We start from the raw sequence: 26363 nt of genomic DNA, 5'->3' as shown, positions 1-26363 counted from the left end.
CGGGCCGTCTTCCCGAAAGGCGTTGTACCCCATGACACAAGTCCGAACGCGGGCGTATCTCCCGTTCCTGCTACCGGGCGCGCTGCTGTCGGCGGTGGTGATCGGTGTGCCCTTCGTGGCGAACATCGCGATCTCGTTCACCGATTGGGACGGTGTCTCGCCGGTGCGTTGGACCGGGCTGGACAACTACTCGAAACTGCTGGGCGACACCGATTTCTGGTCTGCCTTCGAACACAATGTCGGCCTGCTGGTCGCGATGGCGCTCGTCCCGACCGCCCTCGGTCTGGTGCTGGCGTTCGGAATCGGCGAGGTCATCAGCCGCCGCTTCGGGCCGCGCACCGCGAGCATCCTGCGCGCGTGCATCTACCTGCCGCAGGTCCTGCCCATGGCCGTCGTCGGCATCGTCTGGAGCTGGATCCTGATGTCGGGGACCACCGGCGGCGCATTGGACTCCGCGCTGACCGCGATCGGACTGGGCGGGCTGGGCCGAGACTGGCTCGGCGACCCGAACTGGGCACTGTGGTCGGTGATGGGGGTACTGGTGTGGTTCCAATTGGGCTATCCGCTGGTGATATTCATGTCGGGCCTGCAGCGGGTGGACCCGGCGCTCTACGAGGCGGCGGACCTCGACGGTGCGAGCTGGCTGCGCAAGCTCTGGCACATCACCGTGCCGCAGCTGCGACCCGAGATCGCCGTGGTCCTGCTGACCTGCAGCATCGCCTCGCTGAAGGTGTTCGCGCCGATCTATGTGCTGACCCGCGGCGGTCCGGGCGGGGCGACCAATGTGCCGTCCTACTACTCCTACGTGGAGTACTTCGAGAAGCTCGATGTCGGGTACGGCTCGGCGATCTCGACCGTGCTGGTGCTGCTGATCCTGGCGCTGACGGTCGGCTTCATGCGGGTGCAGCAGCGAGGTGAGCAGGCATGACCGTGGTCGATACGAAGCCGCGGAACACCGCCGCGACGGCATCGGCCCCGCGTCGGCGTCGCGACCTCTCGCGCTGGCTGCTGCTGGCGGTGCTCGCGGCGCTCGCGGTGATGATGCTGCTGCCGTTCGGCATCGTGGTGATCAACGCGTTCAAGACGCCGGAGGAATACGCCACCGACGGCCCGCTCGGACTGCCGCACAGCCTGTACACCGGCGGTCTCAGCACCTTCTGGGACCGCGTGGATTTCGGGCATGTCCTGCTGAACAGTCTGCTGATCAGCGCGACCGTCGCGGTGGCCGCGGTGGTGCTCTCGATCCTGAACGCGTACGCGCTGGGGATCGGGCGCGTGCGGGGCCGCGCCTGGATCGTCGCGGCATTCCTGATCGCCAACACCGTGCCGCAGGAGGGCCTGATCTATCCGCTGTACTACGCGGCCAAGGCACTGAACCTCTACGACAGTCCGTGGGCGGTGATCATCGCCTTCGGCGTCATCCAAAGCGCCTTCGGCACATACCTTTTCACCTCGGTGCTGTCCAGCTTCCCCCGAGAGCTGGTGGAGGCCGCCGAGATCGACGGCGCGGGGCGCTGGGCGACGCTGTGGCGGGTGGTGGTGCCGATCAGCCGCCCGACACTGCTGGTGTTGTTCGTGTTCTTCTTCATCTGGACCTGGAACGAACTGTTCATCCCCATGGTCATGCTGGTGTCGAGCGCCAATCAGACGGTACCGGTGGCGCTGGCGGTGGTGCAGGGCGAGAAGACCATGGACGCCACCATGACCAGTGCCTCGGCGCTGCTGGGCCTGCTGCCCGCCGTCGCGTTCTTCCTGATCTTCCAGCGCACCCTGTCCCGGGGCCTCACCGTAGGAGCACTGAAGTAGATGAAATTCACCGACGGCTACTGGCTGATGCGGCCGGGCGTGCACGCCGACTATCCCGCCGAGGTGTACGACATCGACTGCGCGGACGGCGAATTGACCGTCTACGCGCCGGTGACGCCGATTCGCAAACGCGGCGATCTGCTGAAGGGTCCGCTGCTGACGCTCACCTGTTCCGCACCGCTCGACGATGTGATCAGTGTGCGCATCACGCATTTCCGCGGTGGCACCGATCGCGGCCCGCGGTTCGAACTGGACGCCGCGGGCGAGGCGCGGATCGACGCCGACGCGCCCGCGCTGACCTCCGGTGCGCTGACCGTGCGCTTCGACCGCGACGACTGGCGAATGGTCTTCGAGGCCGAGGGCCGGGTCCTGACCGCCAGCGGCACCAAGGCCATGGCGATGCTCGATACTCCCGAGGGACGGCACTTGCGCGAACAACTCGACCTGGGCGTGGGGACCCAGGTGTACGGGCTGGGTGAGCGATTCGGGCCGCTGGTGAAGAACGGCCAGAGCGTCGACATCTGGAACGCCGACGGCGGCACCGCCAGTGAGCAGGCGTACAAGAACGTTCCGTTCGCGCTGACCGACGCCGGATACGGCGTCTTCGTCAACCATCCCGGGCACGTCTCGTTCGAGGTCGCCTCGGAGGCGGTCTCGCGCCTCCAATTCAGCGTCCCCGGAGAGGAATTGGAGTATCTGATCGTCTACGGGCCCACGCCCAAGCAGATCCTGAGCAAGTACACCGCCCTCACCGGACGACCGGCGCGGCTGCCCGCCTGGTCCTTCGGACTGTGGCTGTCGACCTCGTTCACCACCCCCTACGACGAGGAGACCGTCACCGCCTTCCTCGACGGGATGACCGAGCACGAACTGCCGCTGAGCGTGTTCCACTTCGACTGCTTCTGGATGCGCGAATACAACTGGTGCGACTTCACCTGGGACAGCCGGGTTTTCCCGGATCCGACCGCCATGCTGCGCCGCCTCGCGGCACGGGGGCTGCGGATCTGCCTGTGGATCAACCCCTACGTCGGGCAGCGATCCCCGCTGTTCGAGGAGGGCCGCGCGCACGGATATCTGCTGCGGCGCGCCGACGGATCGGTGTGGCAGTGGGATCTGTGGCAGCCGGGGCTCGCAGTGGTCGACTTCACCAATCCGGCTGCGCGACAATGGTATACGGACAAGCTGTCGGCGCTGCTGGACATGGGCGTGGACTGCTTCAAGACCGATTTCGGTGAGCGGATTCCCACCGATGTCGTCTACCACGACGGCTCCGACCCGCATCGAATGCACAACTACTACGCCCAGCTCTACAACCGGACGGTCTTCGAGCTGTTGCGCAAACGCCGCGGCGAGGGGCAGGCGGTGGTGTTCGCGCGCAGCGCCACCGCCGGTGGCCAGCAGTTCCCCGTGCACTGGGGCGGCGACTGCGAATCGAGCTTTCCCGCCATGGCCGAGAGCCTGCGCGGCGGACTCTCCCTGGGCCTGTCGGGTTTCGGGTACTGGAGCCACGATATCGGCGGCTTCGAGGGCACCCCGGATCCGGAACTGTTCAAACGCTGGATCGCCTTCGGCCTGCTGTCGAGCCACAGCCGCCTGCACGGCAGCGAATCCGTCCGCGTGCCCTGGGCTTTCGACGAGGAATCGGTGGAGGTGCTGCGCTCGTTCACCGGACTCAAACTGGCCCTGATGCCCTACCTGGCCGCGGTCGCCGAACAGGCGCACACGCTCGGGTGGCCGATGATGCGGGCCATGATGCTGGAATTCCCGCACGATCCGGCCTGCGCCCACCTCGACCGCCAGTACATGCTCGGCCCGGACCTACTGGTCGCGCCCGTGTTCAGCGCCGACGGCACGGTCTCCTACTATCTGCCGCAAGGCATCTGGACCCGATACCTGACCGGTGAACCGGTGGTCGGCGGCCGATGGATCCACGAGTCCCACGACGTGCACAGCCTGCCGTTGCTGGTGCGGCCCGGCGCGGTCGTACCCGTGGGCGCGGTGACCGATCGGCCCGACTACGACCACGCCGAGGGCGTGACACTGCGCTGCTACCGGCTCCGCGACGACGCCGAGGTCGTCACCTCTATCCCGGCGGGGTCGGACGCGGTGGAATTCCGCACCGTTCGCGTGGGCGACGAGGTACGGGTGAACGGACCACGCGGTGAGTGGCGAGTGCTCCTGGTCGGTTGCGGCGGCGCGGACGAGATATCCGGTGGCACAGTACAACGCGATCCGCTGGGACTGCTGCTCTCCGCGACGGGTCCCACGGTGATCGTGCGGGGGTTGCGGTGAGCGCGGCCGCGCGCGAGATAAACTGCGACGTCAGCGCCGAGAACGGGGAGCCGTGTGGTCAAAATCGCCGACGTGGCCCGTCGAGCCGGGGTCGCGCCCAGCACGGTGTCCTATGTCCTGAGCGGCAAGCGTGTGATCTCCCCGAGCACCCGCGAACGCGTGGAGCAGGCGATCCGGGAACTGGGTTACCGTCCGCACGCCGGAGCGCGGGCGCTGGCCAGCAACCGGACCAACATCCTGGCGCTGATGATCCCGTTGCACGCCAATGTCGGTGTGCCCGTGGTCATGCAGTTCGCCGTCGCCGCCGCGACCGCGGCGCGCCGCCACGACTACGACCTGCTGCTGCTCACCCAGGAGGAGGGCGAGCAGGGGTTGCGCCGCGTGGTCGACGGGGCGATCGTCGACGGTCTCATCGTCATGGACGTGCAACTGCACGATGCGCGCCTGCCGATCCTGCGCTCGATCGACCTGCCCAGCGTGCTCATCGGTGTGCCCGCCGACCCGGCCGGACTGACCTGCATCGACCTGGACTTCCGCGCCGCCGGGGCGGTCTGTGCCGACCATCTGGCCGGACTCGGGCACCGGCGCATCGCCATGGTCGGCTCGCCGCCGGAGGTCTACGCCCGCGAAACCGCCTTCGCGCAAAGGGTTTCCGACGGTTTCCAGGCCGCGGCCCGCGAGCACGGCATGACGGCGCAGGTCATACCGTGCGCCCCGACCGTCGAGGCCGCCCAGCGGCTCGTCGATCGGCTCCTGGCCGAGGATGGCGCCCCCACCGGTCTGGTGGTGCACAACGAGCCGATCCTGGAGCCGTTGATGGCGGCGTTCGCGGCCCGCGGCCGCCGCATCCCCGAAGACCTGTCGGTGGTCGCCCTCTGCCCGCACGACGTCGCCGAACACCCCATCGTCCCGGTCACCAATGTGGCCATCCCCGCCGCCGAGGTCGGCGAGCGCGCCGTGGACCTGCTGATCGAGCTGCTCGCCGGCCGATCGGTGCCGGAGCGCACGCTGCTCCCACCCGTGCTGACCGTCCGCGCGAGCACCGCGCGCGCACCGGGGTGAGCGGCCTTCCCACCCGCACAGGAGAATCATGCTCAGCGACGCCATCCGACCTGATTTCCGTTGGGGCGTAGCCACTTCCGCATTCCAGATCGAAGGCGCCACCCGTGCCGACGGTCGCGGACCGTCGATCTGGGACACCTTCGCATCGAGACCCGGCACCATCGCCGGAGGCGACACCGGTGAACCGGCGGCCGACCACTATCACCGCTGGGCGGAAGACGTCGATCTGCTGGCCGGGCTCGGCGTGGACGCCTACCGGTTCTCGGTGGCCTGGCCGCGCATCCAGCCCGAGGGCCGCGGCCGGGCGAACCAGCGTGGGCTCGACTTCTACCGGCGGCTGATCGACCGGCTCCGCGCCCACGGAATCGAACCGTTCCTGACCCTCTATCACTGGGATCTGCCCCAGCCGCTCGAGGACCGCGGCGGCTGGCGGGTGCGCGACACCGCACACCGCTTCGCCGAGTACGCCGCCCTGGTACACGCCGAACTCGGTGCCGCGGTGGACTTCTGGACCACGTTGAACGAGCCGTACCCGTGCGCGATCGCCGGATACGGGCAGGGGCGGCACGCGCCCGGCGCGCGGGAGGGCCACGGCGCGCTGGCGGCCGCACACCACCTGCTGCTCGGACACGGGCTGGCGGTGCGGACGATGCGCGAATCCGCCCGTCCGACACACCGATTCGGCATCGTCCTGAACCAATCGCCGGTGGTCCCGGCTACCCCGGCCGACGCCGATCGAGCCGCCGCCCGCCGCCAGGACACCGTGCTGCGCACCCAATTCACCGATCCGCTGTTCGCGCAGCGCTATCCGGCGGAGCTGGAGCGAATCTTCCACGGCGTCTCGGACTTCTCCTTCCGCCACGACGGCGACCTGTCGGTGATCGCGCAGCCACTGCATTTCCTGGGCGTCAATTACTACTACCGCCTGCACGTCGCCGCCGCCCCACACGCCGAGCACGATCCCCGGCGGCGGACGATCGCCGACATCGGGGTGGAAACCACACCACCGCACGATATTCCGCGCACCGGCATGGGCTGGCCGGTCGAGCCCCACGGGCTGACCGGAGCCCTTCTGACGCTCCGGCACGAGTACCCGAACCTGCCGCCGGTGTACGTGACAGAGAACGGATGCGTGTATCCCGACACCCTCGGTCCGGCCGGGGAGTTCGACGACCAGGACCGAATCACGTTCCTGCACAGCCACATCGAGGCCGCCGTCCGCGCCGGGGTCGACCTGCGCGGATACTTCTGCTGGTCCTTGCTGGACAACTTCGAATGGGCCCACGGTTACGGCCCGCGATTCGGTCTGGTCCACGTGGACTACGTCACGCAACGCCGCACCCCGCGCGCCAGCTACCACTGGTACCGCGACCACATCCGCCGCGCCCGTAGCGCCCCGGCGATCTGACACCCAGCTCGAAACAGCCACTCGGCGGACCGGTTCCGGACTGCCGGCGGATGGTCGCCGCGACCGGGTCTTCATACGTTGGTCTCCAGCATCGCTTCTCACGGATCGGAGACCGTATGGACCACACCGAACAGCGCCTCATCGGCGCTCTCGCCGAGCGGATTCGTACCGCACCGCCGGTGGCCAAGGACCCGCAGGCCGCCGAGGCCATCCAGCGACCCATCGGATCACAGCCCGACGCCCTCTATGTGCTGACGCAGGCCGTGATCCTCCAGGAGCAGGCGCTGCAACAAGCCCAGGCTCAGATCAGCGAGATGAACGGTCGGCTCGCCCAGCAGGACCGGGCGAACGTCCCTCGGGCGGCTTCCTGGCCAACCTGTTCGGAAAGCCCGCACAACCCGCTCCGGCTCAGCCCGGAGCACCCGCCGGATTCGGGGCCGCCACGCCCCAATCCGGTGGCCGCGGGCTCGGCGGGGGCGGGTTCCTCGCCACCGCGGCCTCCGCCGCGGTCGGTGTCGCGGGCGGCGCACTGCTGTTCCAGGGACTCAGCTCTGCCTTCGGCGGGGACGAATCCCACTCCGCCTCCGCAGGTTCGCACGCGGCGGCCGAGGCACACGAGCCGTCGGGGTTCGACGGCTTCGACGACGCCGAGTCCTGGTGACGGTTCGGTTCTCCCGGGCCAGCGCGGCGGCGAAGAGGAGCAGCCACAGGGAGATCGAACCCACCTGGGCGCGCTGGGCGATGCCGAGGGCGTGATGCCCGGGCAGGTTGTCGCCCACCAGCATCCACAGCGTCGCCGCGACGCCCGCGGACAGGACGACCAGGCCCGCTGTCCGCACCAAGGGCCAGCGTCGATTCCGCCACGCCGACGCGGTGAAGACGAGGACGGCGAGCGCGATCGAGGTCACCGCGAGCGTGCTCGTCAGGGCGTGGGGCTGATACAACTGCGGAAACAGTCCCCTGCTCGCCGTGCACGATCGCGCACCGCGACAGCCGCCCAGCGGAACCAGCGCATCGGCGATGGTGGCGGCGCCGAAACACAGCAGCGCCACCCAGCCGATCGTGGTGCGCGAACGCCGCGGCCTGCCCGCGAGTCCGCAGACCGCGGCGACGACCACCAGCAGGCCGGTGATCTGCTCCGTCGTCGCGAAGAGGTCGCGATGCGGCTTACCCTCGGCGTAGAGCTCGCTCAGGAACGAATTCACCGGGTCCACACCGGTATTCAGAACCCCCTCGAGCACCCAGGACGAGTAGCCGATTCCACCCAGTGCCAGAGCGCAGGCCGCCGGCCATCCGGTTCTCGTCATCCGTTCAGCGTCGCCAGGGGATCCCCTCTCGGGTATCCGGCGTCCGGCCGGTCCATCCCTACCTTCCAGCCGCGGTGAAATCCGCCGAAAGACGGATTGTTCCGGCCGCTCGGCGGATATCCGTTCCGCTGAGAGCGGACCTACGCTCGCAGCGAATCACAGCTCCGACAACACCTTTGACGGGCGGTGATTCGTCCCCGGTGCGCAGTCGTCGCACCGTCTCAGCATCTCGATGAGGGTAGAAATGAATAGTTTTCGTGCGGGCAACCGCGGTCTGCGAGCTGCCGGGCTCACTGCCGCGGCCGCCGTGGCAATGGGTCTGTCGTCCGCCGGTGCGGCGCAGGCCGACGCGTTCGTGTCGCTGCCGGACGGGGAACGGCTCGGCCCCGGTGTGAAGCTCACCCGTAGCGGTGAGCACGCGGTGGTCTCGCCGTCGCTCGCGGCGAACGGCGCCGGGCGGGTGGCCTGGTTGTCGGCGACCGTGACCGCGGAGGTCACGGCGACCCCGGCGGGCACGCCCGGACCGAACAACGGTCCCCGCAACGCCCCCGGCTCCAACAACTCCTCCACGCACGGCGTTTCGCGCATCAGCGCCGGCTATATCGTCGGCTGCCAGGTCAGCATCGGCGAGGACGCGATCTCCGCCGGTGTCTCGGGCAATGTCAGCCTCAACAGCGCGGGGGTCGGCGGCTCCCTCGGCATCAAACTCGGGCCCGGGCAGGTGGGCTTCGTCGGCATCGAGGGTAAGGACATCTCGAAACCGGGCGCGTACTCGATCCAGTACCGCGATGCCGAGCTGCAGGTCCAGGGCTGCGCGGGTTATGCGCAGGCACGCTCGTACGCCGTGGTCGAGATCGTCGGCAACGACTACTCCAAGACCACCCTCTACGGGCAGCCGTTCAGCATCGGCTGAACCGCCGGTCGTTCTCCGATCACCCACTCGCGCAATATCGTTCGCAAACCCAGGGAAGTTCCGATGATCAAACGCAGCACTGTCGCGGGCCTGGCCACCGGCCTCGCGGCGACCGCGACGCTGGGGCTGTGCTCCGCGGCCCCCGCCCACGCCGACACCTTCGTGCCGCTGCCCGGCGGCGACATCACCCAGACCCTCTCCGACGGCACCGTGGTCACCGTCCGCCTGGCGGGCGAGTCCGCCACCATCAGCCCGTCCATGGGCGCCACCCCGGTGCACCGCAACGCCTGGGTCTCGGCCTCGGCGCAGGTCGAGCTGTCGGGCCCGAATGCCAACGGCGGCAAGATCTATCCCGGATACGTCGTCGGCTGCCAGGTCACCCTCAACGGCGGCGGCGTGAACGGCGGCGTCGACGCCTCGAGCGACTGGGAGGGCAAGAAGCCCAATGTCGGGGGCCGGGCCGGGGGCACCCTGTCCCTCGGCCCGGGGCAGGCCAGGGCCATGTATCTGCTCGATCTCGAGGAAGCCGACGACTTCGGCAAGGATTCGCACAACACCCGCAACAAGTTCAGCGGTACGCACGGCAGCGTCACCTGGGCCGACTCCACCCTCGGGGTCAGCGGCTGCGCCGGGTACGCCCAGGCCCGCGCCTTCGTCCGGGTGAAGGTCTCGACCGCCACCGTCAATTCCGTGGTGACCCTGTGGGGTCAGCCGTTCAGCATCGGCTGAGACGAATCCGGCGGTGACCGACCCGGTGGCCCAGCGCAGCCACCGGCGGCGGCGAGTATCCGTGATCCTCCTCCCTCGCACGGATGCTCGCCGCTGATCCCGATCAGCGCGACACGACGCCCCCTTCCTCGATCCGCAAGGCGCTCACCAGTTCCCGGTACAGCTCGTCGCCTTCCAGCAATTCCGAATGCGTGCCCTGTGCACGGATACGACCGTCCTCGAGCACGACGATCCGATCGGCGTCGACGACGGTCGAGAGCCGATGGGCGACGGTGATGACCGCGCCGTCCCGGGCCCGCGCTCGCACGCAGTCGTGGATGGCGTTCTCGGTGAGGGCATCCGCGTGCGCGGTCGCCTCATCGAGCAGCAGGACATCCGGCGCGGCGAGCAGCGCGCGGGCGACCGCGATGCGCTGCCGTTGGCCGCTCGAGATCGACGACGAGCTCAACGGGGTGTCCAGACCGTGTTCCTGGGCGGCGACCACGTCCTCGAGCATCGTCGCGCGAATCACCTCCGCCAGTTGCTCTTCCGAGGCGCCGGGGCGCGAGAAGAGCAGGTTCTCGCGGATGGTTCCCGGAACCACCGGGGTGTCCTGTTCCACGTAGGCCAGCCGTCGGCGCACGCCGCCGTAGCCGAGGTCGGGGTAGGGCCGCCCGTCCAGATGCAGTGTGCCCTGGCATGGTTCGAGGAAGCGCAGGATCAGCGACAGCAAGGTGGTCTTGCCGGAACCGGACGGTCCCACGATCGCGACATGGCCACGACGGGGGATCACCAGGTCGATCTCACGCACCGCGGGACCGCCGTTGCCGTAATCGGCTGTGACGCCACGCATTTCCAGGATCGGCGCGGCGGCGGCACTCACCGGATCGGGTTCGACCGCCACGGAGGCGGTTTCGAGCTCGAGCCGCTCGACCTCCCGGATGCGCCCGGCCGCGGCAATCCCGCGCTGCAGGGTCAGCACGTGCTGGCCGAGCCCGGTGACCGGCTCGATCAACGCGAAGGCGTAGAGCAGGAATGCGATCAGGCTCGACAGCGCCAGCGAACCGTGACCGACCCGCCAGGCGCCCAGTGCGAGGATCGCCACGATCGCGGCATCCACACCCGCCCAGGTGATTCCGAACGCGACGGCCTCACGGCGGACCGCCCGGATCGCGTGCCCGGTCGAAGCCTCGGCGTCGGCGAGGATGCGATCGGCCTGGCGCTGTTCGGCGCGACCGGCCTTGACCGTGCGGATCGCGTGCAGCGCCCCTTCCAGGGCCCCGCCGACCGATCCGAGCCGCTGCTGCGCACGCTGACGTTCGGCGGCCACCCCCGGCATCGTCGCCAAGAACAGCACACCCACGACGGCGACCGCCGCGACCGTGGCGCCGAACAAGGCCGCATCGAGCACCGCCATCAACACCAGAGTGCCGACCACCATGACCACGCCGTTGATCAACCCGATCAGACTCGAGGAGGCGGCCTCGTGCAACAACACCGTGTCGGAGGTGACCCGGGTGACCAGCTCACCCACCGGACGGGAGCGCAACGACGGTATCGTGGCCTGAAAGTATCTGCGCACCAGCGATTTCCGGGCGGTCAGCACGACCCGCTCCCCCACGGTCCCGAGCAGGATCCATTCCAGGCACAGTACCGAGGCGCTGAAGATCGTCAGCGCGAGCAACGTCGCCACCGGGGCCGACATGGACGCACCGGACCCGATCGCGTCGAGCACCCACTTGGTGATCATGGGCGTGGCCAGACCCGCTGCGGCACTCAGCAATCCGAGCACCACACCGATTCCGAGCACGCGACGATGCGGCGCGACGAACGACCACAGCAGCCGAAGCCGCGCGAAACGCGGCGGCGAATTCCTCATTCCCCCGACGGTAATGACGAAATCGGTATTTCCCACGCTCACAGCGAATACGCAGCCACCCGGAGGGCAGGCTCCAGCCGTTCGAGGGGGACACCCCGCCATCCGGCCGGTGTGGCCGGGTCGTGACGGGCACCCGCGGTGAGGGGACGTCCGCGAGTGCCCGTCGACTTGGGCGTCCCCGTGCGGGGACGCGGAATGTCACCGCACCTGATAGCGGTGGCATTCCGGACCGATGAGGAGCCTTCCCTTCGTGGGTGGCATCGCCCGGTGGATTCGTTGCGCCCGTGATGGATTCGAATCTCCTCGATCGATCCTCATCGAGAATTCTGCGCGGTCACCGCCGCCGGGGACATCCGCCGAGTGGCTGGTCGAACCCCGCTCGATGGCGGGAACGGGAGCCGCCGGAATTCAGGACCGCGGCACCCGCAGCTCGACCCGGAATCCACCGTCGGCGGTGCGACCGCTGAGCAACTGGCCCTGCAACAGTTCCGCTCGCTCGGCCAGCCCGACCAGACCATGTCCCGACCCGGGCAGCGGAAGCGCGCTCCGAGTGGATGGCGTATTCGTGATGCTCACACCCAGAGTCTGGGCGGTGGACCACAGGCGGATATCGGCCGTGGCTCCCGGAGCATGCTTGCGGACGTTGGTCAGGGCTTCCTGGACCGTCCGGTAGATCGCGCGCTGGGCCGCGCCGGTGATATCGGCGGGCAGGCTGCCGTCGAGTTCCACCGCGATACCGCTCGAATCGACGAGGGCGCGCAGGTCGGCCAGGGTCGGTTGGGGCGTGAGTTCGGTGCTGCGGCCGCCGGATGCCCGCAACAGGGTCACCAGGTGCCGCAGCTCCTCCAGGGTGGTGACGCTCAATCCCCGGATCGTGCGGGCCGCTTCCTTCGTATCGGTGTCGGGCGCCGCGACCATCAACGCTCCGGCCCGCACCGCGATCAGACTGACCTGATGGGAGACCACATCGTGCATCTCCCGCCCGATCTGCGCGCGTTCGCGCGCCAGCACCGCCTGCGCGTGCAGTCGCCGTTCGTGATCACGCGCCTGCTCGATCTCGACCAGCCGCTGCGCGAGTTCGTCACGGGCACGCACCAATTGACCGAACAGCACCGGCGCGGCGGCCCACGCCACCACATACGCGCCCGACACCACCGCGTCGGCGCGCGAAACCTGCTCCATGAACGGAAACGTGATCGCCGCGGACACGGCAGTCACGATGGCGCACACCACCGGCACCCTGCGATCCGCGGAGAGCTTGGCCACCGTGTAGAGGGCGACTGCGGGCGCGACCACCAAATCGGTGAGCGCCGCCGCCGGCAAGGTCAGGACGAACACCGCCAGGGGCCACCTGCGCCGGAAAAACAGTGCGGCACAGGCGATCACGGCCATGACCACGTCTTCGGTCTCCGTGGGATAACTCGCGAGCCAGGCATCCAGCGCCGCGAGCACCACGAACGCCACGTCGATCACCCACGGCGGCGGGCGCAGCGAGGTCATCGATCCCGGTTCCGCTCGGCGAGCAGCCCGGCACGCTGGGCCACCAACGCGGCCTGCACCCGGCTGCCCACGCGCAGCTTGGTCAGGATCGCGCTGACATGGTCCTTGACGGTTCCGACGCTGAGGAACAGGCGCTGACCGATTTCGGCGTTGGACAGTCCCTCGGCCAGCGGTACGAGCACGTCGCGTTCCCGCTCGGTCAACGCACGCACCCGCGCCACCTCGGCATCGGTGGCCGCCATCCGGCCCAATTCGTTGTCCGCGTGCAGCAGCGACGTGGCCGCCTTCGGCGACAACACCACTCCCCCCGCGGCCAGCGTGCGCACCAGTTGCGCCAGCTGTTCGGGTTCGGTGTCCTTGAGCAGGAAGCCCGCAGCCCCGGAACGCAGCGCCGTGACGACATATTCGTCGGTATCGAAGGTGGTCAGCATCGCGACCACCGGCGGCTCGGCCATCGCCCGAATCTGCCGCAGCACGGTGAGACCGTCCACATCGGGCATACGGATATCCAGCAACACCACATCCGGCAGCCGCTCGGCGATCAGTGCGGCCGCACCCCCACCGGAACTCGTCCCCACCACATCGACGTCGGGCGCTGTCCCCAGGATCAATTCGAACCCGGACCGCACCAACGCCTCGTCGTCGACGATGACCACTCGAATCACGAAAAGACCCGCTTCACTGTCATATCCCGATTTGCTCGTCGTGTGCCCGGCCGGACACGACGCTACCGGGTCGACAGAAATACGCTCGGACGCCTCCACGTCACGACGGTAGATTTCCCCCGATCCCGGAACTACCCGCCAGTCGGCGGAAACCACACCCTCCACCGGCTGCTCTTCAGGTTGAAGCAGGGCGGCATCGGCCGGGTTCTCGGTGACGGTCGGCTGATCGCGATGTGGTCACGTCCAGACCCTGAGGTCTCGGAACGGTCTCCGGCCGGTGAACAGTGGCCGACGTATTCGGAGAATTCTTCCATTTCAATTGCCGAGTGATTGCTGTCGGGTTTAGCCTCGGGGCCCGGTCCAAGCGCACCAACCAGTCGGTCCTTTGGTTGACCTGCGGGAGGACGCTGAAACCGGGACGACACCACGGGTCGGGGGATCCGGTCGATAGGGGTAACCCATGAACACTCACCAGCTCTCGATCACGCGTGCTCCGCAGCCGCCGATCCCGCCGTCCCACCCCGCGCCGGCCTCCAGAGTTCTCGTCGTCGAGCGACACGCGACGACCGCCGAGATGGCCCTGCTCGTGCTGGCGGCCGCAGGCTACGACGCCCTGCACGCCGGCTCGGGAGCCCAGGCCCTGACCCTCACCCCGCAGTGGCATCCTGACCTGATCCTGCTGGACATCCTGCTCCCCGACCTGTCCGGCATCGACGTCTGCCTGCGACTGTGCCAAACCTCCTCGGCCCCGGTCATGATCGTGACCGCCGAAACCGAGCCCGCCATCATCGACCTGGCACTGACCGCGGGCGCCTGCGACTACCTCCCCAAACCCTTCCGCACCGCCGATCTGATCACCCGCATCGGAACCCGGCTCGGCCGCTGACCGAGATCGACTCCGCTGTCGGGGTATTCGGCGAGACCGACGAGTTTCAGAATCGGCTTACGAGGATCACTGCGTGGATTCGCGGGGCGTTGCGCCACGCGTGCGATCACCGTGGATGACCGTGAGCGCGTGCTTGTGGGCGAGCGGGGCCAGGATGTCGTTCAGCTCTTCGAAGAGTTTCCCGGCCGCTTCGCCGTTCCAGGCGCGCGGGAGCAGCGACAGCGGCAAGCCCGGGTCGCGGTAAGGCAGGCGCCGCCATTCGGTGAGCATGGGGATGTAGATCTCGAAGGCTTCCCGCGGGGTCGGCTTGCCGACGGTGGCGCGATAGAGCATCGGCCGGTAGTGCTGGAGGAAATCGGTGTAGAGGTCGGTGAGTTCGTCCAGATTCCACCATTGCGGGATCTTCGCGCGCAGATCACCGAAGGCGACGTGGTCGCCGGTGAAGATGTCCACGTATTCCGACAGGCCGCGGCGCTCGAGGGTCTGCCGGGCTTCGCGGGCGAGGGTTCCGGGTGCGATCCAGACACCCGGCGAGGCGGTGCCGAACCCGAGCCGGGTCAGATTCGACCGCAGCGCGTAGCGCTTGTCGCGCTCGGTCTCCGGCACCGAGAACACCACCAGCACCCAGCCGTCCTCCTCGGATGCCCTGGCGTGCTGGAAGATTCGGACATCGCCCTCGGCGAGGGCTTCGAGCGTCGGCTCGGACAGGGAGTAGCCGGACGTCTTGCGATGATGGGCGCTGAGCAGCACTCCCCGCCGCTTGAGACGCGAGATCGAGGATCGGACCGCCTGCGGTTCCGCGCCGAGATCGGCCATCAGGGCGACCACCGACGCGGTCGGCAGCCAGTTGCCCTCGGCGCGGGCGCACAGCCCGAAGATCGTGACGATCAAGTGCGCCAGGCGAGCGTCCCGGCCGCCGGGAGTCGCTGGAGTATCTGCCGTCATATCCGCACCATACGTGACCTCCGGGCGGCGAAGCCAAATTCGGACGGGAACAGGGTCAGGCCGGTCGAATCATGCCTTCTTGCAGCACCGTCGCCACGTGACGACGGTCGCGAGTGAAGAAGCGCCCGACGCCGAGACCGCGCCCGGACTCGGCTGCCGCCGCCTCTTGGGCGTAGAGCAGCCAGTCGTCGAAGACCACCGGGCGGTGGAACCACATGGCGTGGTCGAGGCTGGCCGTGACCAGTCCGGGCTCGGCCCAGGGGTTGCCCAGGACGCGCAGGACGGGTTCGAGGATCGTGTAATCGCAGACGTAGGCCAGGGCCGCGAGGTCGCGCTGGGCCTCGGTCAGCCCGTCGACCGCGCGCAACGCGTCGAAGGGTTTCACCCAAACCGCTTGGTGCGGTACGGGATCGCCGTCGATGTTCAGGTACACCGGGCCGGGCACGTGGCGCATGTCGAAGCTGCGCCCCGCGGACCAGTACGCCTTGGACTCGTCCGTCATCGACCCGCCGGTGCGGTCGGCGAGGTACTCCGCCGCGCTGGGCAGGTCCTCGGGCTCCGGATAGATCCGGTCGGGTTCGGCGCGGAAGTGTCCGCCCGGCTCACCGGCGGCGAAGCTGGCCAGGCACACGTAGACCGGCTTCCCGTTCTGATACGCGCGGATCTGCCGCGTGCTGTAGCCGCGCCCGTCGCGCAGCAGCTCGACCTCGTAGCGGATGGTGGCGCCGATGTCGGCGGGTCGCAGGAAGTAGCTGTGCATCGAGGCCAGCGTCTTGCCGTAGGTCACCGACCGCATGGCCGCCACCGCGGCCTGGGCGACCAGGTCGCCGCCGTATGCCTTGGGCCACGGGCACGGCTGGGTGGTCGCGTCGAAGGCGAGGTCGAAGTGCATCGGCTCGGCCGGGGTGAGCGCGGCGGCCGCGGTGAAGATCGCCGATGTCGGCAGGGTCCGGGTCGTCATCGAGTCATCCAATCGGGTGAGGAGTCAAGGGATTCGGCGTGAATCAGCTCGCGACGGCCCGCGTCGGCTGCCAGCGTCGCCGGGCGGTCACCGCGGTCCCGGCCGCACGGACCAGGTGCAGTCGCGGCGGCGGCCCGTCGGTGCGGCCGGTGGGCGGTTTGCGGTTGCCCGCACGGAACGGCGCGGGCCATTCGGCGGCCTCGCCTCGATACCCCTGCTCGACGGCGGCGTGCAGCGTCCACTGCGGATCCCACAGGTGGGCCCGACCGAGCGCGACCAGATCGGCGCGTCCGGCCAGCAGCACCGAGTTGACGTCGTCGTAGGAGGAGATCGCACCCACCGCGATCACCCGAACCCCGTACGGCACACCGACTTCCTGGCGGATCCGGTCCGCGAAGGGGGTCTGGTAGCTGCGGCCGAAGGCCGGTTTCTCGTGCCGGACGACCTGCCCGGACGAGACGTGCAGGACGTCGGCGCCGTGTTCGGCGAAGGCGCGGGCGATGGCGACGGCGTCCTCGATCGTCGTGCCGCCGTCGGCCCAGTCGGTGGCCGAAATGCGTACCGACAGTGGGCGATCCGCGGGCCACGCCGCCTTGATCGCGTCGAAGACCCGCAGCGGGAAGCGCAGCCGGTTGGGCAGCGATCCCCCGTATTCGTCGGTGCGCAGGTTGGCCAGCGGTGACAGGAACGACGACAGCAGATATCCGTGGGCGCAATGCAATTCGAGCAGATCGAACCCCGCTCGCGCCGCCGCCCGCGCCGCGTCGGCGAACTGCGCGGTGATCTCGTCCATCTCCGCGCGGGTGATCTCCCTGGGGGTACGGCTTTCGGGCCCGTAGGGGACGGCCGAGGGCCCCACGGTTTCCCAGCCGCCCTCCTCGAGCGGGTCGTCGATACCCTCCCACATCACCTTGGTGGCGCCCTTGCGCCCCGAATGGCCCAGCTGGACACCGATTTTCGAGTTCGTTCCGGTGTGCACAAAGTCCACGATCCGGCCCCACGCCCGTTCCTGCTCGGCGGTGTAGAGCCCGGCGCAGCCCGGCGTGATGCGGCCTTCCGGTGAGACGCACACCATCTCGGTCATCACCAGCCCGGCGCCGCCGAGGGCCTTGCTGCCGAGATGGACCAGATGGAAGTCGGTCGGGACGCCGTCGACCGCCGAGTACATGTCCATGGGCGAGACCAGGATCCGGTTCGGCAGCGTCACGCCCTTGAGTCGCAACGGATAGAACATGGGCGGCCGCGCGGAGTCGCCCTCGTCTGCGGCGTCCTGCGCCGAGAGGTACCAGCCGTCGATGGTGTCGACGAAGTCGTCATCGCGCAGCCGCAGGTTGTCGTAGGTGATGCGGCGGCTGCGGGTGAGCAGGTTGAAGGCGAACTGGTCCGGGTGCTGATCGGTGTACTGGGCGATCGATTCGAACCATTCCAGGCTGGCCTGCGCAGCCCGCTGCACCGACTCCACGACCGGCCGCCGCTCGCCCTCGTAGGCTTCGAGTCCGGTTGCCACCGTGTCGTTTTCGTGCAGGCACGCCGCCAGGGCGAGGGCGTCCTCCATCGCCAGCTTGGTGCCGGAGCCGATCGAGAAGTGCGCGGTGTGCGCGGCGTCGCCGAGGAGCACGATATTGTCGTGCCGCCAGCGGGCATTGCGGACGGTGGTGAAGTTGATCCAGCGGGAGTTGTTGGCCTGCACGGCATGACCGTCCAGCTCGTCGGCGAAGATGTCCGACAGCAGGGCGATGGACTTCTCGTCGTTCTCGCCGGGCGCGAAGTCCCGGTCCGCGTATTCGGCGAAACCCGCTTCCCGCCACACCGATTCGTGCATCTCGACGATGAAGGTGCTCTGCTCGGCGCTGAACGGATACGCGTGCACCTGCATGATCCCGTGCGGGGTGTGCTTGACGAAGAACTCGAACGCCTCGAACACCCGGTCGGTGCCCAGCCACATGTACTTGTTGTCCCGGCGGTCCAGGCTGGGACCGAAGACGTCGGCGAAGCGGGCGCGCACGGCGGAGTTGATGCCGTCGGCGGCCAGCACCAGGTCGTGAGTGACGCTGAGGGCCACCACATCCGGCGCCTGGGCGCGGAAGTTGATCGTCACCCCCAGCTCCAGGCAGCGTCGCTGCAGGATGTGCAGCAGGTCCTTCCGGCTCATAGCGGCGAATCCCTGTCCGCCGGAGGTGCGCACCTCGTCGCGGTAGGTGATGTCGATATCGCTCCAGCGGGCGAACCGCTCGCTCATCGCGCGGTAGATGTGTTCGTCCGCGTGCTCGATGCCGCCCAGGGTCTCGTCGGAGAACACCACGCCGAAACCGAAGGTGTCGTCGGGGGCGTTGCGCTCCCAGATGGTGATCTCGTGGGTCGGGTCCAGCTGTTTCATCAGGGCGGAGAAGTACAGACCCGCGGGTCCGCCGCCGATCACTGCAATACGCATGGGGGCCTCACAGTCGGGAAGTCGGAATCGGTCAGTGGGCGGGCGCGGCCGGGGCATCCCGCGCCTTCGCCCCGGCCAGCGCCGCGGTGACCTCGGCGGGCCACGGCTCGGCGCCGGCACCGGCATGGACCGCGATCAGCGCACCGCGCGCCGCCACGGCCGGCTGATCGGTCGAATGCTGTTGTGGAGCAGAGATTCTGGTGACGACGAACTCGTAGCGCACCGAAGTACGGCCCAGCTCGGCGATCGAGAGCTCGATCGCCGCGCGGTCGCCGAACCAGAGTCGCTCCAGGTAGTCGACCTCGTAGTGAACCCTGGGGATGGTTCCGAACAGCCAGCGCAGGCCATACCGTTCCAGCAGGGCCGCCTCGGCGGCCTCCACCCACCGGATGATCGTGCTGTGGTGGTAGTGACCGGCGGCATCGGTGTCCTGCCAGTCGACCACCCGCTCGATCACCACGCCGGTCAACGCGTCACGCCCCAGCGTTGACGAACCTTGAACCGCTGCAGCTTGCCGGTCGCGTTGCGTGGCAGCGCCTCCACGAATTCGATGCTGCGCGGGTATTTGTACGGCGCCGCAGTATGTTTGACGAACTCCTGCAATTGGCGGACCTTGTCGGCATCGCCGGAGACGCCGGGCCGCAACACGATCGCCGCGTGCACGATCGTGCCGCGATCCGGATCGGGTATCCCGATCACCGCGCTCTCGAGCACGTCCGGGTGCAGATCCAGGATGGCCTCGACCTCCGGTCCGGCGATGTTGTACCCGGCCGAGATGATCATGTCGTCGCTGCGGCCCTGGTACCAGAAGTAGCCGTCCGCGTCGCGGCTGTAGGAGTCGCCGGTGAGATTCCAGCCGTTGCGCACATAGTCGAGCTGGCGGGCGTCGGCCAGGTAGCGGCAACCGGTCGGTCCCTTGACCGCGAGCCTGCCCGGGGTCCCGTCGGGAACCGGATTGCCCTCGTCATCCTGGACCTGCGCATGGAAGCCCGGCACCGCACGGCCCGTCGCGCCGGGCCGGATGTCATCGTCCGCCGCGGAAATGAAGATGTGCAGCATCTCGGTGGCGCCGATCCCGTTGATCAGCCGCAGCCCGGTCCGCTCCCGGAACCCGTGGTACACCGCCTCGGGCAGGTGCTCGCCCGCTGACACGCATCGGCGCAGCGTGCCCAGCCGGTGCAGGTCATCCCGTTTGATCAGGGCCTTGTAGGCGGTCGGAGCGGTGAAAAGCACTGTCGCCGAGAACTTCTCGATGGCCTCGACGAGGGTCTCCAGATCGGTGCGCTCCAGCAGCACGACCGACGCGCCGACCCGGATCGGGAACACGACCAGCGCCCCGAGACCGAAGGTGAACCCCAGGGGCGGAGTTCCGGTGAACACGTCGCCGGGCCCCGGCCGCAGCACTCGCGCCGAGAAGGTGTCGGCATTGGCCAGCACATCGCGGTGGAACTGCATCGTCGCCTTCGGCGCCCCGGTCGTGCCCGAGGTGGGTGCCAGCATCACGATGTCGTCGGCGGCGGTCGGCACGTCGGCGAAGGAGGCCGAGGCGTTCGCGGCCCGCACGGTCAGATCGTCGGCGGCGGTCCCGCCGAACGGCACGACGGTGAGCTCCGCGTCGGCGGCCGCGAGCTCGTCGAGCAGCCGGCTGTCGCACAGGGCCAGGCGCGGACGGGTCAGGGTGATCAGCTTCGACAGTTCGGGGGCGCGCAGCATGGGCATGGTCGTCACCACCACCCCGCCCGCCTTGACGATGCCGAACCAGCACGCGACCGTCCATGGGCTGTTGGGGCCGCGCAGCAGCACCCGATTGCCCGGCACCAGGCCGAATTCCGTGGTCAGGACGTTGGCGATCTGATTCGCGCGGTCCAGCAGGTCACCGTAGGTCCAGGTGGCGCTGTCGGTGTGGATACAGGGCCGCGACCGCCCGTGGGTGGCGACGGCCGAATCCAGCAGTGCGGTCGCGCAGTTGAGACGGTCGGGGTAGTCGAGGCTCGGCAGGTCGAAGACGAACTCCGGCCACTGCTCCTGCGGCGGCAGATTGTCCCGGCAGAAGGTGTCGATATGCGCTGAGGGAGAGAGCATCGGGTCGGCCCTTTCGAAAGACCGGGGTTGAACAGTTTCAGACAATATTGCGAAATCGCGACGATCGTGATGCTGTCGTCAGATATCGAGCGCGGCGACGGCCTGGATCTCGACCAGGGCCTCGGGCTGCCACAGCGCGGTCACACCGATACCGGCCATGGCCGGGTACTCGGTACCGGCCAGTTCACGCCAGATGCGGCCGATCTCCTTGCCGTTGGCCTGGTAGTCGGGGATGTCGACCAGGTAGATGGTGACGCTGAGCAGATTCCGAGGCTCCCCACCGGCGGCATCGAGCGCGGTCAGGACATTCGACAACGACTGCCGGAACTGTGCCACGATCCCGCCCGGGACGATCTTCCCGTCCGCGTCGAGGGCCGTCTGACCGGCCAGGTGCACGATCTCTCGATACCGCGTGGCGTGCGCGAACCCCGAGGGCTTCGCCAGCTCGGGTGGGTTGATGCGTTCGACGGACATGACAGCCCTTCCTCTCGGACCCGGATCGGGTCGTGCCGGAGTCGCTTCGAGAACCCCTGGCCCACCCGAGAGTATGTTGCTAGTCTGACTCTCGTCAATAGAACGCAATACGCAATGTCCGGTTTGCGTTCATCCGATCCGGACGCAACCGGCCGACCCCCTTTGGAGTGCTCAGATGCGCTTGCGAACAGTCCGCACCGACGACGGCGGCACTCGCGCGGAGATCCATCGCGGTGCGCGGTGGTCGCCGACCGACGCCCCGGATGTCGGCGTCCTGCTCGCCACACCGGATTGGCGCTCGACCGCGGACGCGACAACGCATCCCACCTCGCCCACCGGATCCGCACCGGTGGTGACGACACCGGCGAAGATCGTGTGCTGCGGCCACAACTATCGCGCCCACATCGCCGAAATGGGCAGGGCCGCACCACAGTTCCCCACCCTCTTCGCGAAATTCGCCGACACCCTCACCGCGTGGGACGCCGACATCACCTTGCCCGGCGCGGCCGAGTCGGCGCTGCTGGACTGGGAGGCGGAACTGGCGATCGTGGTCGGCGACGTGCTCTCGCGCGCCGATCGCGAGACCGCGCTGTCCGCCATCGCCGGCTACACCGTCGCCAACGACTTCTCCGTCCGCGCCTGGCAACGCCGCACCCCGCAGTGGTTGCAGGGCAAGGCTTTCGACGCCACCACCCCGCTCGGCCCGGAACTCGTCACCCCCGACGAGGCCGACCCCGCCGCGGGCCTGCGCATCAGCTGCCGGGTCAACGGCGTCGAGGAGCAGGTCGGCTCGACCGACGATCTCGTCTTCGATCCGGCGACGCTGCTGTCCTACATCTCCGGGTTCACCGTGCTGCGGCCGGGCGATGTCGTGCTGACGGGAACCCCGGGCGGCGTCGGCATCGCCGCCGATCCCCCGCGCTTCCTGCGCCCCGGCGACGTCGTGGAGACCGAGATCGAGGGAATCGGCCTGCTGCGCAACCGAATCACCGCATCACACACCGAAATCACTGGAAGGTGAAAGCACATGACCAATGACACCACCGGCACCCGCGTCGTCCCGGTCGTCACGCGGCTCGGCGAGGAGTACTCCGGCACCGCGCAATCCGGCGGTGCGGTGCGCATGTCGGGCGTCAGCCCGCAGCACACGCCCGCTACCAGGATCTGGTACGGCAAGGTCACCAACGAACCGGGCTACCGCTCCCTGCCCCACCACCACGGCGAGGCCGAGACCGGCGGCTATGTGCTCAGCGGCGTGGGTCGCATCTACTACGGCGAGAACTATCGCGAATACCTCGATATGAGCGAGGGGGACTTCGTCTTCGTGCCGCCCTACATGCCGCACGTCGAGGTCAATATGAGCACGACCGACAAGCTGGTGTGGCTGACCTGCCGCACGCCGGACAACATCGTGGTCAACCTGCCCGATATCGAGGACGCCAGCCTCGAGGGATACCGCCGCGCATGACGGTCGCGGGCCCGGGTCGCACCCGTCGACCCGGGCCGATCGCGCACTCTCCAGCAATTGACGACCGTCAGAAATATGCAATACCGTTGGCGCCGGAACACGGATCACGAAGGGACGCACGGGATGAGGCCGATCGCCGAACCGGAAGCACACGCGCTACGCGGCACCTGGGAGGACGGACTCGCGGTCTTCCGCGGCATCCCGTACGCGACCCCGCCCGTGGGACCGCTGCGGTGGCAGCCCGCCCGTCCTCACCCCGGCTGGGCCGGAACCATCCGGGACGCCTCCGGCGCCGGACCCAGCGCACCGCAGCCGTACGCCCCCGCCCCGGACCCCATCCTCGGCCGGCACGGCGAACCGCCCTTCGACGAGGACTGCCTCACCCTCAATATCTGGACTCCCGCATTGGACGGTGCGCGCCCGGTCCTGATCTGGATCCACGGCGGCGGCTTCCTCAGCGGTTCCGGCTCACTCCCCTACTACGCGGGCGACACCTTCGCCCGTGACGGCGACCTCGTCGTGGTCACGATCAACTACCGGCTCGGCGCGCTCGGATACCTCTACACCGGCGCGGGCGCGGGCAACTATTGGCTCACCGATCAGCTGACGGCACTGCGCTGGGTCCACGACAACATCGCCGCCTTCGGGGGCGATCCGGATCAGGTGACGGTCGCGGGCCAGTCCGGCGGAGCGTTCTCCACCGCCGCGCTCGCCTGCCACCCCGACGCCGCCCCGCTCTTCCGCCGAATGATCCTGCAGAGCCCGCCTCTCGGCCTCGAACTCCCCGACCGCGCCGCCGCTCTCGCCCGCACCGAGCAGCAGCTGCGTGTCGCGGGGGTCGGCAGCATCGACGAGTTGCGCGGGCTGCCGCCGGAACGCCTGATCGCCTCCCTCCCCGAAATGGCCGGTGCCTCCATGCGTTTCGGATACTGGCCGACCCCATACCTGCCGGTGCTCGACGGCGTGACCATGAGCAGGCATCCCGCCGAGGCCCTCGTCGACGTCACCGACAAGGACATCCTGATCGGCTGGACCGCCAACGAGGCAACCTTCGGGTTCGCCTTCCACCCGATGTACACGGCGATCACCACCGACCAGGCCCTGACGCGCTTCACCGGCACCTTCGGCGACCGGGCCCGCGACGCCTACGACGCCTACGCCGCCGCCCACCCGGACGCCGGGCCGCGTGAGTTGCTGATCGAGCTCATCGGCGATGACCTCTTCCGCGTCCCGGCCATGAATCTGGTCGACGCCAGCGCCGCCGCGGGCCGTCCGGTGTGGGCCTACCAGTTCGACTACCGCACTCCGGCCCACGACGGCAGGCTCGGCGCGACTCACTGCCTGGACCTGCCCTTCACCTTCGCCAACCCGGCCAACTGGTCGAATTCGCCGTTCCTGGCGGGCGTGGATTTCGACGGCCTCGCCGACACCGTGCACGCGGCCTGGATCGACTTCATCCGCACCGGCGACCCCCACCTGCCCGACTGGACCCCGAGCACCCTCCCGGACCGCACGATCATGCGCTTCGATACCAAGACCACCGTGAGCGGCGATCCGACGCCCATCCGTTAGCGGCCGGCAACCGCGGGTTCGGCTGTGCCGGTTGTTATTTGGCGGGGACGTAGATCTGGTTGATCACGCCGGTGCTGAACGTGACACCGAGTTCAGCGCAGCCGAACTCGACCGATACGCCGACGCCGGGGTCGAGGTCTTCCTCGCCGCTTACCGGGCTCCGGCATCGGGTGGGCAGCGACAGCGCTGACCTGCGCACCCTGAACGCCTCCACCGACAACTGCGCGGTCGGCGTCGATTCGACCCGCTCACTTCAACTCGGTGGCACAGTCGGTGAGGCAATTCAGCAGTGCCCGAACCGAAGCGGACAAGGTCGTATGCTCCGCGGTGGCCGCGCACACGATCCGCGGCGCGATCTCTCCCGAGCGCAGCGGCACGGCCACGACGCCGCGGGGCATCGCGGCGACCGAAATGGACGGCACGAGGGTCACGCCCAGCCCGGCCTCGACGAAACCGAGTTTGGCGATCCATTCCTGAACGACGATGCCGATTGCCGGGGGCTCCCCGGCCGACCCGGCCAGCGTGTCCGCGGCCCGGGGCCGTCCGGCGATCCAGGTTTCGCCGTCGAGGTCGGCCAGCCGCAACCGCTTCCGCCCGGCCAGCCGATGACCTTCGGGCAGCGCGATCCACAAGTGATCGGTGGTGATCTTGTACAGGTCGACCCCCTCGGGGCGCTCGCCGGCGGACAGGCTGATCACCGCGATATCTATCTCGCCCGCCGTCAACCGGGCGAGAAGTTGCGCGGTCATGCCCTCGTGATGGGTCGCGTGCACGCCCGGGTGCGCGGCACGGAATCGCGCCAGCGCACGAGGCACGAGAACCGCGTTGGCGGAGGAGAACGACCCGAGGCGAACACTGCCCGCGGCCAGATTGCGCAGGGCGGCAAGGTCTTGGCGGGCTATGGCCAGCCGGTCGAGTACGGCCTCGGCGTGGCCGAGCAGGCTGCGGCCGTTCTCGGTCAACCGCACCCCGCGCGGCAACCTGTCGAACAGGCGCGCACCCAGCTCGTCTTCCAGCGCGGAGACCTGCCGGGAGATCGCCGATTGGGTGAATCGCAGTGTCTCGGCGGCCGCCGTGAACGACCCGGTGCGGGCCACTTCGACGAAGGTCGTCAGCCATGTGGTGTCCACTCCAGACATGCTAAACACGCATAGGAACTACGCAAAATGCTCAATAGTCGCATGCCTGGGATGCGGTTATCGTTGCGACATGATTGCTTTCATTGGACTGGGCGGCATGGGCGCACCGATGGCAAAACGGTTGCTGGACAACGGGATCGACGTCACCGTCTGGAACCGCACACCCGAGCGGGCGAAGCCGTTCGGCGACCGGGCCGCCTCATCGGTCATCGAAGCGGTTCAGGGTGCGGACATCGTCATCACCATGCTGTCGGATCCCGCGGCCGTGCGGGATGTCATCGACCAGATCGCCGACCACCTCGGCCCCGAGACCACGCTCATCGACATGTCGAGCATCGGCCCGAAAGCCACCGCCGACATCGCCAAGCAGGTGCCCGCGCTGGTCGACGCACCGGTCATGGGCAGTGTCGATCGCGCCGGAACCGGCGAGCTGATCATCTTCGCCGGTGGTGATATTTCCGGTGTGTCCCCGGTACTGGAGATCCTGGGGACGGTTGTCCCCGCCGGTCCGACCGGGGCCGGGGCAGCGCTCAAGAGCGTGATGATCAGCGCGATCATCGCGGGAGTGACCGTGGTGGGCGAAGCTTACGCGCTCGCCGGAAAGCTCGGCCTGCCAACCGAACTCGTCGATCGGGTGATGGCCACCGGCCCCCTGGGCGGCCTGTACGCCCGCGCCACCTCCGACACCGCTCTCTTCCCGGTCCGACTGGCGGTCAAGGATGTGGACCTGGCCCTGAGCACCCTCGACCAGCCGGTCCTGGCCGCGGCCCGCACAGCACTGCTATCCGATCCCACACTCGCGGACCAAGATCTGCGCGCCGTGGTCGACACCCACCGCAACGCCGGCTAGAAGCCCCGCCGATCG

24 protein-coding genes and 1 pseudogene are annotated in these 26363 nt (G+C 68.6%); 13 read left to right on the top strand and 12 right to left on the bottom strand.

All coding sequences use genetic code 11. The annotated features are described in order from the left end of the window. The first annotated feature begins 31 nt into the window (after positions 1-31). The 6 genes and pseudogenes from GPX89_RS12685 to GPX89_RS46225 form a co-directional block, all read left to right on the top strand. The gene (locus GPX89_RS12685) at positions 32-928 is read left to right on the top strand and encodes a carbohydrate ABC transporter permease (RefSeq protein ID WP_157387656.1); all 897 of its coding nucleotides are present in this window, start codon (positions 32-34) and stop codon (positions 926-928) included. Further along, entirely contained in the window at positions 925-1806 is an 882-nt protein-coding gene (locus GPX89_RS12680; RefSeq protein ID WP_157387655.1) for a carbohydrate ABC transporter permease, read from the top strand. Before GPX89_RS12685 ends, GPX89_RS12680 begins: the two co-directional genes overlap by 4 nt. Continuing rightward, positions 1807-4098: an alpha-xylosidase gene (gene yicI / locus GPX89_RS12675; protein ID WP_157387654.1), complete on the top strand. Its 2292-nt coding sequence runs from the start codon at positions 1807-1809 to the stop codon at positions 4096-4098. Between the two features lie 72 nt (positions 4099-4170). After that, positions 4171-5160, top strand: coding sequence for a LacI family DNA-binding transcriptional regulator (locus GPX89_RS12670; protein WP_328601770.1), 990 nt, complete (start codon positions 4171-4173; stop codon positions 5158-5160). Between the two features lie 28 nt (positions 5161-5188). After that, on the top strand, positions 5189-6568 hold the full coding sequence (locus tag GPX89_RS12665; protein WP_157387653.1) for a GH1 family beta-glucosidase: 1380 nt from the start codon (positions 5189-5191) through the stop codon (positions 6566-6568). 50 nt (positions 6569-6618) lie between these two features. Beyond that, a pseudogene (locus GPX89_RS46225) lies at positions 6619-6924 on the top strand (DUF2076 family protein); the annotation flags it as partial. A gap of 189 nt (positions 6925-7113) precedes the next feature. On the opposite strand, the gene GPX89_RS12655 reads toward GPX89_RS46225, so the two are convergent. Then, positions 7114-7875, bottom strand: coding sequence for a DUF998 domain-containing protein (locus GPX89_RS12655; protein WP_157387652.1), 762 nt, complete (start codon positions 7873-7875; stop codon positions 7114-7116). Between the two features lie 244 nt (positions 7876-8119). On the opposite strand from GPX89_RS12655, the gene GPX89_RS12650 reads away from it, so the two are divergent. Then, the gene (locus GPX89_RS12650; protein WP_157387651.1) at positions 8120-8788 is read left to right on the top strand and encodes an MspA family porin; all 669 of its coding nucleotides are present in this window, start codon (positions 8120-8122) and stop codon (positions 8786-8788) included. A gap of 63 nt (positions 8789-8851) precedes the next feature. Beyond that, the gene (locus tag GPX89_RS12645; RefSeq protein WP_157387650.1) at positions 8852-9517 is read left to right on the top strand and encodes an MspA family porin; all 666 of its coding nucleotides are present in this window, start codon (positions 8852-8854) and stop codon (positions 9515-9517) included. A gap of 103 nt (positions 9518-9620) precedes the next feature. Here the strand turns inward: GPX89_RS12645 and GPX89_RS12640 are convergent, their stop codons facing one another. The 3 genes from GPX89_RS12640 to GPX89_RS12630 form a co-directional block, all read right to left on the bottom strand. Then, complete coding sequence (locus GPX89_RS12640; protein ID WP_157387649.1) at positions 9621-11375, bottom strand: ABC transporter ATP-binding protein; 1755 nt, start codon at positions 11373-11375, stop codon at positions 9621-9623. A gap of 408 nt (positions 11376-11783) precedes the next feature. Further along, positions 11784-12875, bottom strand: coding sequence for a sensor histidine kinase (locus tag GPX89_RS12635; protein ID WP_157387648.1), 1092 nt, complete (start codon positions 12873-12875; stop codon positions 11784-11786). Beyond that, positions 12872-13531, bottom strand: a complete 660-nt coding sequence (locus GPX89_RS12630) for a response regulator transcription factor (RefSeq protein ID WP_328601769.1) — start codon at positions 13529-13531, stop codon at positions 12872-12874. The genes GPX89_RS12635 and GPX89_RS12630 overlap by 4 nt, the downstream gene beginning before the upstream one ends. A gap of 469 nt (positions 13532-14000) precedes the next feature. On the opposite strand from GPX89_RS12630, the gene GPX89_RS12625 reads away from it, so the two are divergent. Further along, complete coding sequence (locus GPX89_RS12625) at positions 14001-14426, top strand: response regulator (RefSeq protein WP_157387647.1); 426 nt, start codon at positions 14001-14003, stop codon at positions 14424-14426. Positions 14427-14492: 66 nt separating this feature from the next. Here GPX89_RS12625 and GPX89_RS12620 read toward each other — a convergent pair whose 3' ends face one another. The 6 genes from GPX89_RS12620 to GPX89_RS12595 form a co-directional block, all read right to left on the bottom strand. Next, the gene (locus GPX89_RS12620; RefSeq protein ID WP_157387646.1) at positions 14493-15371 is read right to left on the bottom strand and encodes a PaaX family transcriptional regulator; all 879 of its coding nucleotides are present in this window, start codon (positions 15369-15371) and stop codon (positions 14493-14495) included. Between the two features lie 55 nt (positions 15372-15426). Further along, positions 15427-16332 (bottom strand): acyl-CoA thioesterase, encoded by a 906-nt coding sequence (locus tag GPX89_RS12615; protein WP_157387645.1) that lies wholly within the window; start codon positions 16330-16332, stop codon positions 15427-15429. A 43-nt stretch (positions 16333-16375) separates the two neighbouring features. Then, positions 16376-18763: a bifunctional salicylyl-CoA 5-hydroxylase/oxidoreductase gene (locus GPX89_RS12610; protein ID WP_157387644.1), complete on the bottom strand. Its 2388-nt coding sequence runs from the start codon at positions 18761-18763 to the stop codon at positions 16376-16378. Between the two features lie 31 nt (positions 18764-18794). Further along, on the bottom strand, positions 18795-19223 hold the full coding sequence (locus GPX89_RS12605) for an acyl-CoA thioesterase (RefSeq protein WP_328601861.1): 429 nt from the start codon (positions 19221-19223) through the stop codon (positions 18795-18797). A 5-nt stretch (positions 19224-19228) separates the two neighbouring features. Beyond that, positions 19229-20845, bottom strand: a complete 1617-nt coding sequence (locus GPX89_RS12600; RefSeq protein ID WP_157387643.1) for an AMP-binding protein — start codon at positions 20843-20845, stop codon at positions 19229-19231. 78 nt (positions 20846-20923) lie between these two features. Then, positions 20924-21319, bottom strand: coding sequence for a RidA family protein (locus tag GPX89_RS12595; protein ID WP_157387642.1), 396 nt, complete (start codon positions 21317-21319; stop codon positions 20924-20926). 175 nt (positions 21320-21494) lie between these two features. Here GPX89_RS12595 and GPX89_RS12590 point away from each other — a divergent pair, with 175 nt between their 5' ends. From GPX89_RS12590 to GPX89_RS12580, 3 genes are all read left to right on the top strand, one after another. Continuing rightward, a complete protein-coding gene (locus GPX89_RS12590) occupies positions 21495-22340 on the top strand; it encodes a fumarylacetoacetate hydrolase family protein (RefSeq protein WP_157387641.1) in 846 nt (281 codons plus the stop codon). 6 nt (positions 22341-22346) lie between these two features. Beyond that, positions 22347-22787: a cupin domain-containing protein gene (locus tag GPX89_RS12585; RefSeq protein WP_157387640.1), complete on the top strand. Its 441-nt coding sequence runs from the start codon at positions 22347-22349 to the stop codon at positions 22785-22787. A 123-nt stretch (positions 22788-22910) separates the two neighbouring features. Next, complete coding sequence (locus tag GPX89_RS12580) at positions 22911-24359, top strand: carboxylesterase/lipase family protein (protein WP_157387639.1); 1449 nt, start codon at positions 22911-22913, stop codon at positions 24357-24359. A 34-nt stretch (positions 24360-24393) separates the two neighbouring features. Here the strand turns inward: GPX89_RS12580 and GPX89_RS12575 are convergent, their stop codons facing one another. Both GPX89_RS12575 and GPX89_RS12570 read right to left on the bottom strand, forming a co-directional pair. Further along, entirely contained in the window at positions 24394-24558 is a 165-nt protein-coding gene (locus tag GPX89_RS12575; protein WP_157387638.1) for a hypothetical protein, read from the bottom strand. Positions 24559-24607: 49 nt separating this feature from the next. Next, positions 24608-25489: a LysR family transcriptional regulator gene (locus GPX89_RS12570; protein ID WP_198347382.1), complete on the bottom strand. Its 882-nt coding sequence runs from the start codon at positions 25487-25489 to the stop codon at positions 24608-24610. Positions 25490-25568: 79 nt separating this feature from the next. Here GPX89_RS12570 and GPX89_RS12565 point away from each other — a divergent pair, with 79 nt between their 5' ends. Further along, positions 25569-26348, top strand: coding sequence for an NAD(P)-dependent oxidoreductase (locus GPX89_RS12565; protein WP_157387636.1), 780 nt, complete (start codon positions 25569-25571; stop codon positions 26346-26348). The last annotated feature ends 15 nt before the right edge of the window (positions 26349-26363 follow it).

It is taken from the genome of Nocardia terrae, from assembly GCF_009760405.1.
In the GTDB taxonomy this organism is placed as follows: domain Bacteria; phylum Actinomycetota; class Actinomycetes; order Mycobacteriales; family Mycobacteriaceae; genus Nocardia; species Nocardia terrae.
The sequence above is the reverse complement of the archived record's forward strand: the minus strand, read 5'-3'. Positions and strand labels throughout refer to the sequence as shown.

Coding starts and splice junctions, on each gene's coding strand:
- GPX89_RS12640 (WP_157387649.1), bottom strand. CDS start 11,375: ATGAGGAATTCGCCGCCGCGTTTCGCGCGGCTTCGGCTGCTGTGGTCG.
- GPX89_RS12625 (WP_157387647.1), top strand. CDS start 14,001: ATGAACACTCACCAGCTCTCGATCACGCGTGCTCCGCAGCCGCCGATC.
- GPX89_RS12585 (WP_157387640.1), top strand. CDS start 22,347: ATGACCAATGACACCACCGGCACCCGCGTCGTCCCGGTCGTCACGCGG.
- GPX89_RS12655 (WP_157387652.1), bottom strand. CDS start 7,875: ATGACGAGAACCGGATGGCCGGCGGCCTGCGCTCTGGCACTGGGTGGA.
- GPX89_RS12580 (WP_157387639.1), top strand. CDS start 22,911: ATGAGGCCGATCGCCGAACCGGAAGCACACGCGCTACGCGGCACCTGG.
- GPX89_RS12680 (WP_157387655.1), top strand. CDS start 925: ATGACCGTGGTCGATACGAAGCCGCGGAACACCGCCGCGACGGCATCG.
- GPX89_RS12600 (WP_157387643.1), bottom strand. CDS start 20,845: ATGCTCTCTCCCTCAGCGCATATCGACACCTTCTGCCGGGACAATCTG.
- GPX89_RS12615 (WP_157387645.1), bottom strand. CDS start 16,332: ATGACGACCCGGACCCTGCCGACATCGGCGATCTTCACCGCGGCCGCC.
- GPX89_RS12645 (WP_157387650.1), top strand. CDS start 8,852: ATGATCAAACGCAGCACTGTCGCGGGCCTGGCCACCGGCCTCGCGGCG.
- GPX89_RS12620 (WP_157387646.1), bottom strand. CDS start 15,371: ATGACGGCAGATACTCCAGCGACTCCCGGCGGCCGGGACGCTCGCCTG.
- GPX89_RS12610 (WP_157387644.1), bottom strand. CDS start 18,763: ATGCGTATTGCAGTGATCGGCGGCGGACCCGCGGGTCTGTACTTCTCC.
- GPX89_RS12590 (WP_157387641.1), top strand. CDS start 21,495: ATGCGCTTGCGAACAGTCCGCACCGACGACGGCGGCACTCGCGCGGAG.
- GPX89_RS12565 (WP_157387636.1), top strand. CDS start 25,569: ATGATTGCTTTCATTGGACTGGGCGGCATGGGCGCACCGATGGCAAAA.
- GPX89_RS12595 (WP_157387642.1), bottom strand. CDS start 21,319: ATGTCCGTCGAACGCATCAACCCACCCGAGCTGGCGAAGCCCTCGGGG.
- GPX89_RS12635 (WP_157387648.1), bottom strand. CDS start 12,875: ATGACCTCGCTGCGCCCGCCGCCGTGGGTGATCGACGTGGCGTTCGTG.
- GPX89_RS12685 (WP_157387656.1), top strand. CDS start 32: ATGACACAAGTCCGAACGCGGGCGTATCTCCCGTTCCTGCTACCGGGC.
- GPX89_RS12665 (WP_157387653.1), top strand. CDS start 5,189: ATGCTCAGCGACGCCATCCGACCTGATTTCCGTTGGGGCGTAGCCACT.
- GPX89_RS12650 (WP_157387651.1), top strand. CDS start 8,120: ATGAATAGTTTTCGTGCGGGCAACCGCGGTCTGCGAGCTGCCGGGCTC.
- yicI (WP_157387654.1), top strand. CDS start 1,807: ATGAAATTCACCGACGGCTACTGGCTGATGCGGCCGGGCGTGCACGCC.